We start from the raw sequence: 10,161 nt of genomic DNA, 5'->3' as shown, positions 1-10,161 counted from the left end.
GTATTGTACCATTTTGTTTTTAATTGACTATACTCGATCGAACAATTCCCTCCCGAAATAGATTTCGAAACTGTCGCCGTCTTGAAAAAACTGGCTTCCGCCCATCGTTATCTGGCCGAATTAAAAGGCATCTGCCGCAGTATTCCCAACCAAGGCATTCTGATTAACACGCTGTCTTTGCAGGAAGCCAAAGACAGTTCCGAAATCGAAAATATCATTACCACCCATGACGAACTGTTCCGCGCAGGAATATCGGCAAGCCCGTCTAGTCCTGCCATCAAAGAAGTGCAGAATTATGCTTCAGCACTGCATTGTGGCTTCGGCCTTATCCAAGAACACGGAATGCTGACCAACAATCATATTTTGACGATACAGGCCGAGTTGGAAAGAAACCGTGCCGGATTCCGCAAACAGTCGGGAACGATGCTGAAAAACGACCGTACCGGCGAAACCGTCTATACGCCGCCGCAACATACGGACGACATCATTCGCCTGATGGGCAGATTGGAAGCATTTATCAACGACGACAACACGGAAAAACCTATCGACCCGCTGATCCGCATGGCGCTGCTCCACCATCAGTTTGAAAGTATCCACCCGTTTTACGACGGCAACGGCAGAACAGGCAGGATTATCAATGTGCTGTATCTGGTTTTAACCGGATTGCTGGATATTCCCGTCTTATACCTCAGCCGCTATCTGGTGCGGAACAAAAGCGAATATTACCGCTTGCTGCAACACGTACGCGATACGGGCGAATGGGAAGGTTGGCTGCTGTATATGCTGGAAGCCGTGGAACAAACCGCCAAGGATGGCATCGATACCGTGCAGCACATCCATCAGGCGATGCTGGACTACAAACACCGCATCAGGGAAAACTTCAGTTTCTACAGCCAAGACCTGATTAACCACCTGTTCAATCATCCCTACACAAAAATCGATTTCCTGATGAAAACGCTGAACGTTTCCCGCCCCAGTGCCGCCAAATATCTGGACGAACTGACGGAAGGCGGATTCCTGCACAAAGAAAAGATAGGCAGAAGCAACTACTATATCAATATCGCGCTGATGGATATTTTATTACCAACCAATTGATAAAATTAGAAATTTATTTAAATATTAAATCAATATATTACTTATCTCATACCCGCTGGTTTACCCATACAAACAGGCGTATAGTTCCAAATATTGTAAACCCATCATCACCACCCAAGGAGCCAAACCATGAAACCTGTTTTGCTTGCCGCGCTGATTTCCTGTTTTTCCGTTGCTGCCTATGCGGCCTGTACCGACAGCCAGCAGCAGTGTGTGATTTATAAAAACGGTAATGTCGCGGCTGAAGGCGGCTGTTCGGTCAACAAGTGTCAGAATGCCGATGCGCAGGTGTTGAAATGGAAGCTGAAAAACGGTAAAGGCGTAACCGTCGAAATCGGGAAAAACGGCAAGGTTTTGGTGAACAAAAAACCGGGAGCGAAGGCGAGCAACAGCAACGCGGCGGGCATGGGCTTGACGTGTTATGCCGCCGATGCGGACAAGCGTGAGCAGTTCTGTTCGACCAATTATTGATACAGGATTGGCATGAAAAAGGTCGTCTGAAACCTGAATCGGTTTTCAGACGACCTTTTGTTTGAGCACATCGTTATCAGCGTTTGACCCCGCTGAGCCTTGCCCAGCCTTCGTCGATTTCGGCTGGTTCGATGTCGAACCATTGGCGGTAAATGCCGCTGAGTTCTTCGACTTGTTCGTCCAGCAAACCGGACAACACGATGCGGCCGCCTTGTTTGGTACGGGCGGCAAGCATTTCGCCGAGCATGCGCAGGGGGTTGGCGAGGATGTTGGCGACGACGATGTCGAATTGTCCTTGCGGCAAACCGTCGGGCAGGTAGAACTGTGCGTCGACATTGTTTTGTGCGGCGTTGTCCTTGCTGGCGCGGATGGCTTGTTCGTCAATATCGACGCCGACGGCAGAACCTGCGCCGAGCTTGAGGGCGGCGATGGTCAGGATGCCGGAGCCGCAGCCGTAGTCGAGGACGCTTTCGCCGCCTTTGAGTTGTGTGTCCAGCCACTTGAGGCAGAGGCGCGTAGTCGGGTGGCTGCCTGTTCCAAAGGCTAGCCCGGGGTCGAGCTGGAGATTAACGGCATTGCTGTTGGGCGCTTCGTGCCAAGAGGGGGTAATCCACAGGCGTTCGGAAATTTGGATGGGGTCGAACTGCGCTTGGGTCAGGCGCACCCAGTCTTGGTCGGCGAGGATTTCGCTGGTGTATGCCAAGTCTTTCAACCCGCATGCTTGGCTGGCGGCTTGAATCATGGCTGCGGCATCGTCATTTTCGCCGAACAAGGCGATGACTTTGCTTTGCTGCCAGATTTGTTCGGTCGGCATACCGGGTTCGCCGAAGATGGCTTGTTCGTTTTCGGTGCCTGCGTAGGCGTCTTCGATGGCGGCGGAGAGTGCGCCGTGTTCCATCAGGGCATCAGCGAGGCGTTCGGCAACGGCGTCGTTGACGTTTATGGTGATTTGTTGATAGGGCATGATGGGCTTTCTCGGTGGGGTCGTCTGAAATTAGGAAACGACGGTCAAATACACGATGTTGGTCGTTTGCGGTATGTTTGGACTATGGGCGCAACAGCGGGCCACTTACTTCGGATTGAATTGTTTTTCTGCCTGAACACGTTTTTTTCTTGCGTGAAATGGGGGCGGACAGGTTGGTTCAATCATATTCTAGGCTTGCCGGCAATCGCGGATGTGCACCCGAAATCAGGTTTCAACCTGTCTGAAAAAAGGTCGTCTGAAAGCCATATGGTTTTTCAGACGACCTTCGACTATCCAAGCGGGACGGTTTTATTTGTCCTGTTTGGCTTTGCGTTCTTCCAGCCAGTGTTCCAGATAATGGATGCTGACGCCGCCTTTTTCAAAACCGGGGTCGCTGAACAAATCGCGGTGCAGCGGGGTATTGGTTTTGATGCCGGTTACGGCAAGCTCGGCGAGGGCGACGCGCATTTTTGCCATTGCCTGCTCGCGGGTTTTACCGATGACGCAGACTTTGCCGATCAGGCTGTCGTAGTACGGCGGGATGCGGTAGCCTTGGTAAATATGGCTGTCCACGCGGATGCCGAAGCCGCCGGGCAGGTGGCAGCTTTCAATCAGACCGGGGCTGGGGATGAAGTTGTACGGGTCTTCCGCATTGATGCGGCACTCGAAAGCATGGCCTTCGATGTGGATGTCTTTTTGCTTGTATTGCAAAGGCAGGCCGCCGGCAATGCGGATTTGTTCCTGCACGATGTCCACGCCGGTAATCAGCTCGGTAACGGGGTGTTCGACTTGGACGCGGGTGTTCATTTCGATAAAGAAGAATTCGCCGTTTTCATACAGGAATTCAAACGTACCTGCGCCACGGTAGCCGATACGTTTGCAGGCGTCGGTACAGGCTTTGCCGATTTTTTCGCGGGCTTTTTCGTCGATGAAGGGAGCGGGTGCTTCTTCGATGACTTTTTGGTGGCGGCGCTGCATGGAGCAATCGCGCTCGGCGAGGTAGATGGCGTTGCCGTGTTCGTCGGCAAGCACTTGGATTTCGACGTGGCGCGGGCGTTGCAGGTAGCGTTCCATATAGACCATCGGATTGCCGAACGCCGCGCCTGCTTCGGCTTTGGTCATTTCGACGGATTTGATCAGGTCTTCTTTTTTCTCGACCACGCGCATACCGCGTCCGCCGCCGCCGCCCGATGCTTTGATAATCACGGGATAACCGACTTTGTCGGCAGTTTTGAGGATTTCGGCGGGGTCGTCGGACAGGGCGCCGTCCGAACCGGGAACGCAAGGTACGCCCGCTTCAATCATCGCGTGTTTGGCGGAAACTTTGTCGCCCATCAGGCGGATAGTTTCGGCTTTGGGGCCGATGAAGATGAAACCGGACTGTTCGACCTGTTCGGCAAAATTGGCGTTTTCGGCAAGGAAGCCGTAGCCCGGGTGGATGGCATCCGCGCCGGTAACTTCTGCGGCGGCGATGATGGCGGGGATATTGAGATAGCTTTGTGCGGAAGCGGCAGGGCCGATGCACACGGATTCGTCGGCAAGTTTGACGTGCAGACTGTCTTTGTCGGCTTCGGAATGCACGGCGACAGTGGCGATACCCATTTCACGGCAGGCACGCAGGACGCGCAGCGCGATTTCGCCTCGGTTGGCGATTAATACTTTTTTCAGCATGATGACCTTTCCTGTGGTTTCAGACGACCTGCTTGTTACCTTTTGCTCAACGCATTGCGGATTTTTTCATCGGTCTTGTATTGGCTCAACGCGTACACCGCCCACATGGCGGCAGGAATCCAGCCGATTAAGGTGAATTGGAGAATCAGGCAGATAATGCCCGCAATCGGACGGCCGATGGTGAAGAATACGGCGAAAGGCAGGAAGATGGCTAACAACAGGCGCATGGTGGAAATCCTGAGTTGGAAAGCATTTCAGACGACCTCTCCGCAATCCGGAAGGTCGTCTGAAAACGAATTATTCGATGATGAAGAGCGGCTCGCCAAATTCCACAGGCGTACCGTTTTCCACCAGAATTTCTTTAACCGTGCCGGATTTCTCGGCTTCGATTTCGTTCATCAACTTCATCGCTTCGATGATACACAGCGTATCGCCGGCTTTGACTTGCTGACCAACTTCGACGAAGGCGGCGGCATTCGGGCCGGGCGCGCGGTAGAACGTACCGACCATAGGCGATTTTTGCGCGTTGGACAGGTCACGGGCGGCAGGCGCTGCGGGAGCGGGGGCTGCTGCTGCGGCAGGCGCGGCGGCGGGTGCAGGGGCAGGCACCGCAACTTGGGCGGGTGCTGCATAAACGGGAGCCGGAGCGGCGGTGGCGCGGGTGATGCGGACTTTTTCCTCGCCTTCGGTCACTTCGATTTCGGCGATACCTGATTCTTCTACTAAATCAATCAGTTTTTTTAATTTGCGCAAATCCATTTTCGTTCCTTTACGATACGGCCCAAATGTCGTGAAGCGGCCGTGTTTGTTGCGTGATATTTCAGAAAACAACCGGCCTGCGGCAACGGCGCAAGCCGGACGGTATTGGGTTGCATAAAGGGCATTCGCAGGAGCAGAAACCCCGTAAATGAATTTGACTATTTTCCCGAACTTGCCGACAAATGTCTAGCAAAATCTCGAAAAAAGGCGGTTTTTGAACAAAACGGGCAAATTCGGAGATTTCGCCCGAATGCGTATTTTTTCAATGAGTGTTTATTCTAATTTGTTGGTTTATGAAGGGAAAAGGTCGTCTGAAAAAAGCCAAAGTGCGTATAATGACCGCCTGACAAAATTTGTAAGCATCAAAATAAGATTATGGACATTTCCGATTTCGATTTTACCCTGCCCGACCGATTAATTGCCCAGCACCCGCCCAAAGTGCGCGGTAGCAGCCGTCTTTTGGTCGCGCTGCCCGATATGCCGCTGCAAGACCGCGTGTTCGGCGATTTGCCTGATTATATTGAGGCGGGCGACGTTTTAGTGTTCAACAACACCAAAGTCATGAAAGCGCGGCTGTTCGGACAAAAAGAGAGCGGCGGCAAAATCGAGGCCTTGATAGAGCGCGTTTTGGACAACCACACCGCGCTGGCGCACATCCGCTCGTCCAAATCGCCCAAACCCGGCACGAAGCTGATTTTTGAAGGCGATATTTGTGCCGTCATGGTTGAGCGTGCGGACGAACTGTTCTGCCTGCGCTTTGAAGGCGAACAAACCGTTTACGAGCTGCTGGAGCAAAACGGCCATTTGCCGCTGCCGCCTTATATCGAACGCGCTGCCGGCGCGGATGACGACATGCGCTATCAAACCGTCTATGCCAAACATCAGGGCGCGGTCGCGGCGCCGACGGCAGGTTTGCATTTTACGGACGAGCTTTTAGGTCGTCTGAAAGCCAAAGGCGTGGAAACGGCGGAAGTCACCCTGCACGTCGGCGCGGGAACGTTCCAGCCCGTGCGCGTGGACAAAATCGAAGAACACAAAATGCACAGCGAATGGTTTGACGTACCGCCCGAAACCGTCGCCGCCATCGAAGCCGCCCATGCGCGCGGAAACAAAGTTTGGGCAGTCGGCACCACTTCCATGCGCGCCCTTGAATCCGCCGCGCGCGAGACAGGTCGTCTGAAAGCGGGACAGGGTGACACCGATATTTTCATCACGCCGGGCTACCGCTTCCGCGTCATCGACCGCCTGATTACCAATTTCCACCTGCCCAAATCCACGCTTCTGATGCTCGTCAGCGCGTTTTCGGGCATGGAACACATCCGCGCGGTATACCGCCATGCGGTCGAACATGAATACCGTTTTTTCAGCTACGGAGACGCGATGGTTTTGGGGCGCTCGGAACCTTAAAAATCTCTGAAGAAAAACGTCGTCTGAAAACGATTCAGACGACGTTTTTTTGGGAAGGTTTATAAAGTGGGCAATCTGCAATACATAAAAACCGATTATGCCCAATCTGTCCAAACCACCCCACCCTGTTCATACATGCGATTCAAACCTCTGCCGGTTGAAAACCAAATCAAATTCATAGCCTTCCAGCACTTCCCTGATTTGCTTGACTTCTTCGGGCATCAGCACGACTTCTGTATATTGTGAAATATATTCCGCAAAATCAGAGTCTTCCGTAACGTTGTCCGGCATCATGGTTTGAAATTGGCAATTACCCGGAAAAACCACCACCGAAGAAAACGCCCGCGTCGGCAGGTGGAGCTTCTCAGACAAAATCCGAATGTATTGCTGGTTTTTCAACAAAGGGTTGGGGAACAGCGTCTTGCTTTTGTGAAACTTCTGCGTCCACATCCCATTGCCGTCGTCGCCCCAAATCCTGCCCTGATAATTCGGCGTGGCAACCACGAAAATCCCGAAACAGGACACATAAACATAATCAATCTGTTCATGCTGCCCGTCCCGATAAATATCCAAGCCGCGAAACTCATGATAGACAGATTCGTCCAAGCTGCAATCCGCACGGACATTGACGGCGAAACGGCTGATAAATTGTTTGACAGGCGTATTTTTAGACAGGCAGGTTGCCAGCACAAATGCCGCTGCACAGCCCGTCAGCACAAGACCGCCCGAAGACAGAAAGTCGGTATCCATAAATGATATTTTCCCGCAAATACTGCCGCTCCTGCATGAACAGCACTCCCCATACCCCATACAGACGGCAAAAATGTTATTTTTTATAATGTATTAGCTTATTTATAATGCTAATGTAATTTTTTACGATTATAACGCAATTTATATTATTTACAATAAAAAATACCATTTGTATAAAATTTACACCGCTTATCATTTTTTGAATCAGTCATTCTTCAGACTGACATTGCCTGACCATTTCCATCCCTTCACTTTCCAAATCCAAAAAATCTCCTGATTATTCAATCTCAAGCATTCATCATAAATTAATCCGAAACCGACGCGCAAATTTTCAAAAAACCAATCCCGCTACAAAAATAATCTGTGACATCAATCCGCCACACCTCTTTAAGTGTCGGCAAAATATCACACTCCCCGACAGCCCTTCCCTGCCTCTGTTTTCAGACGACCCCAATAATATTTCCAACCTCCCGACACAGTTCCCAAATACGACACCGCCGATAACACTTTGTATAGAAATAGTTTCTTTAGTTTTTATAAACACAAAAATAAAATGAGAACCTTTACCCACATTCCAAAAACATATTTACCCGATTCGTTTACTGTCTCAAAAGCCGGCGAAACAACAATTATTTACGATAAATTTTAACGGACATACTCCTTTTTCACGCTGCTTGCTTTATACTTACCCGATATAAACGGTTGAATTTACGGATAAACGCAAAAAGAATCAAACTCATTTTGCCCTACCGTTTCAGCCCCTAAAAACCAATCTTATTGATAAAGAAAGCCTCACTATGGAAACCAAACGTCTCTCTTCCCTTCTCAAACTCATCGCCAACCCCGACCGCATGACCATTTTGTTCATGCTGATGGACAGCGAACGCAGCATCGCCGAATTATCCGAAGCGCTCGGACAGCCTGCGACCGCCGTTTCCAACCATCTCGCGCGCCTGCGCTCCGAAGGTCTGATCGATTTCACCCGCTACCACCGCATCATCGAATACCGGCTGGTATCCGAAGAAGCTGCCGTCATCCTCGATACGTTGCGCAATTTAGAAAACCGTAAAGCCGCCTGAAGGCTGTTGAGCCTTGTTTTCTCAAACGGATTTTTGTTTCAAAACCGGCAGCCGCCGAAATTCCCTGATGTTACAATAGCGTCCCGTTTACCCAACAAAGCGGTTTTCATGAACCGCTTTTGTTTTGTCCTTATTCTGCCCGATAAGCCCGAAATGCTTTTCAGACGACCCTCACACACGGAACCCGCATGAAAATCACCACTTGGAACGTCAATTCCCTCAACGTGCGCCTGCCGCAGGTGCAAAACTGGCTTGCCGACCATCAGCCCGATGTCCTCGTCTTGCAAGAACTCAAGCTCGACCAAGACAAATTTCCCGCCGCCGCCCTGCAAATGATGGGCTGGCACAGCGTTTGGAGCGGGCAAAAAACCTACAATGGCGTCGCCATCATCAGCCGCAGCGAACCGCAAGACGTACACGTCGGCCTGCCTGCCCTGCCCGACGACCCGCAACGCCGCCTCATCGCCGCAACCGTCAACGGCGTGCGCGTCATCAATGTCTATTGCGTCAACGGCGAAGCCCTCGACAGCCCGAAATTCCAATATAAAGAACAATGGTTTGCCGCATTGACTGAATTTGTCCGCGACGAAATGACCCACCACGAAAAACTGGTCTTGCTCGGCGACTTCAATATCGCGCCCGCCGATGCCGACTGCTACGATTCTGAAAAATGGCATGAAAAAATCCACTGCTCATCCATCGAAAGACAGTGGTTCAAAAATCTGCTGGATTTGGGCTTGACCGACAGCCTGCGCCAAATCCACCCCGAAGGCGCGTTTTACACTTGGTTTGACTATCGCGGCGCGATGTTCCAACGCAAACTCGGACTGCGCATCGACCACCAGCTCATCAGCCCCGCCCTGTCTGCCGTGTTGAAAGACGTTTATGTCGATTTGGACGCGCGCGCGCAAGAACGCCCCAGCGACCATGCGCCAGTCGTGGCTGAATTTGATTTGTAAGGCGTAATCTTTAAAAAAGGTCGTCTGAAAACTTCATTTTTGAGTTTTCAGACGACCTTTTGCTATTCGCTTCTGACTCGAGGCCGACTCTATAGTGGATTAACTTTAAATCAGGACAAGGCGACGAAGCCGCATACAGTACAGATAGTACAGGCGAGGTAACGCCGTACTGGTTTAAAGTTAATCCACTATATATCTTGCCGCTATTCCAACGTTCCACCTACTACCCGCGCGCCCAACGCTTCCTTCAAAGGCAAAGCGTTCAAGCGTTGCAAGGTCGTCTGAAATTCGGCGAACGGTATCGGTTCCGAACCGAAACGATGCATATGCAGGGTATCTTGCTGACAGTCAATCAACTCGATGCCCAATCCGGCAAGAAACGGGACGGCTCGCGCGAAGGCGATTTTGGAGGCATCCGGCTCAAGGGCGAACATGGATTCTCCGTAAAATACCCGTCCGATTTGTACGCCGTAAAAGCCGCCCGCCAGTTTCAGACGACCTGTTTCATCGGGATAGAAACATTCAAACGAATGCGCATGACCCAAGCGGTGCAGCTCGGTATAAGCGGCTTGGAATTCGGGAACAATCCATGTGCCGTCCTGACCGGGGCGCGGAAAGGCGGCGCAATGCGCAATGACGGCTTCGAAGCATTGGTTGACCGTTACCCGATAGGGTTTGTTGCGCAAGGCTTTCGCCAACGAACGCCCGATATGCAGATTTTCAGGCACGATGACGGCACGCGGATCTATGGTGTGCCAAAAAAACCAGCCGTCTTCGCTGAACCACGGGAAAATCCCCTGCCGATACGCCGACAGCAGCCGTCCCGTGTCCAAATCGCGGCTGATACCGACCACGCCGTCGCATTCTTCCAGCGCGTAAAACGGGTCGGGGAAAGTGTAATCATTAGGGTAAAGCAAGGGGATACTCATTAAAAATCCTAAGGTATAGTGGATTCACTTTAAACCGGTACGACGTTGCCTCGCCTTGTCCTGATTTAAATTTAATC

Annotated in this window: 11 protein-coding genes; 5 read left to right on the top strand and 6 right to left on the bottom strand. The window is 51.5% G+C overall.

Features of this window, described 5'->3' with window-relative positions; translation table 11 throughout:
* Nucleotides 1-81 precede the first annotated feature (81 nt).
* Nucleotides 82-1,095 carry a Fic family protein gene (locus HMPREF3050_RS01815; protein WP_246830202.1) on the top strand — a complete coding sequence of 338 codons (1,014 nt, stop codon included), beginning with the start codon at nt 82-84 and terminating at the stop codon, nt 1,093-1,095.
* Between the two features lie 129 nt (nt 1,096-1,224).
* The gene (locus HMPREF3050_RS01810) at nt 1,225-1,566 is read left to right on the top strand and encodes a hypothetical protein (RefSeq protein ID WP_070773238.1); all 342 of its coding nucleotides are present in this window, start codon (nt 1,225-1,227) and stop codon (nt 1,564-1,566) included.
* A 76-nt stretch (nt 1,567-1,642) separates the two neighbouring features.
* Here HMPREF3050_RS01810 and prmA read toward each other — a convergent pair whose 3' ends face one another.
* From prmA to accB, 4 genes are all read right to left on the bottom strand, one after another.
* Nucleotides 1,643-2,530, bottom strand: coding sequence for a 50S ribosomal protein L11 methyltransferase (prmA, locus tag HMPREF3050_RS01805; RefSeq protein WP_070773237.1), 888 nt, complete (start codon nt 2,528-2,530; stop codon nt 1,643-1,645).
* A 309-nt stretch (nt 2,531-2,839) separates the two neighbouring features.
* Complete coding sequence (gene accC / locus HMPREF3050_RS01800; RefSeq protein WP_003757186.1) at nt 2,840-4,201, bottom strand: acetyl-CoA carboxylase biotin carboxylase subunit; 1,362 nt, start codon at nt 4,199-4,201, stop codon at nt 2,840-2,842.
* A 35-nt stretch (nt 4,202-4,236) separates the two neighbouring features.
* Nucleotides 4,237-4,428 (bottom strand): YqaE/Pmp3 family membrane protein, encoded by a 192-nt coding sequence (locus HMPREF3050_RS01795; protein WP_003757187.1) that lies wholly within the window; start codon nt 4,426-4,428, stop codon nt 4,237-4,239.
* A 70-nt stretch (nt 4,429-4,498) separates the two neighbouring features.
* Complete coding sequence (gene accB, locus HMPREF3050_RS01790) at nt 4,499-4,960, bottom strand: acetyl-CoA carboxylase biotin carboxyl carrier protein (RefSeq protein WP_003757188.1); 462 nt, start codon at nt 4,958-4,960, stop codon at nt 4,499-4,501.
* Nucleotides 4,961-5,335: 375 nt separating this feature from the next.
* Between accB and queA the strand changes: the two genes are divergently transcribed.
* A complete protein-coding gene (gene queA / locus HMPREF3050_RS01785) occupies nt 5,336-6,367 on the top strand; it encodes a tRNA preQ1(34) S-adenosylmethionine ribosyltransferase-isomerase QueA (protein WP_070773236.1) in 1,032 nt (343 codons plus the stop codon).
* A gap of 129 nt (nt 6,368-6,496) precedes the next feature.
* On the opposite strand, the gene HMPREF3050_RS01780 is transcribed toward queA, so the two are convergent.
* Nucleotides 6,497-7,117, bottom strand: a complete 621-nt coding sequence (locus tag HMPREF3050_RS01780) for a nuclease-related domain-containing protein (protein WP_003780289.1) — start codon at nt 7,115-7,117, stop codon at nt 6,497-6,499.
* A 797-nt stretch (nt 7,118-7,914) separates the two neighbouring features.
* On the opposite strand from HMPREF3050_RS01780, the gene HMPREF3050_RS01775 reads away from it, so the two are divergent.
* Both HMPREF3050_RS01775 and xth read left to right on the top strand, forming a co-directional pair.
* Nucleotides 7,915-8,196 carry an ArsR/SmtB family transcription factor gene (locus HMPREF3050_RS01775; RefSeq protein ID WP_003766347.1) on the top strand — a complete coding sequence of 94 codons (282 nt, stop codon included), beginning with the start codon at nt 7,915-7,917 and terminating at the stop codon, nt 8,194-8,196.
* Between the two features lie 188 nt (nt 8,197-8,384).
* Entirely contained in the window at nt 8,385-9,155 is a 771-nt protein-coding gene (gene xth, locus HMPREF3050_RS01770; protein ID WP_070773235.1) for an exodeoxyribonuclease III, read from the top strand.
* 203 nt (nt 9,156-9,358) lie between these two features.
* Here xth and aat read toward each other — a convergent pair whose 3' ends face one another.
* A complete protein-coding gene (gene aat / locus HMPREF3050_RS01765) occupies nt 9,359-10,084 on the bottom strand; it encodes a leucyl/phenylalanyl-tRNA--protein transferase (protein WP_070773234.1) in 726 nt (241 codons plus the stop codon).
* Nucleotides 10,085-10,161: the final 77 nt, after the last annotated feature.

Source organism: Neisseria sp. HMSC065D04, assembly GCF_001815675.1.
Lineage (GTDB): Bacteria > Pseudomonadota > Gammaproteobacteria > Burkholderiales > Neisseriaceae > Neisseria.
This window is presented reverse-complemented; position numbering and strand designations above follow the sequence as displayed.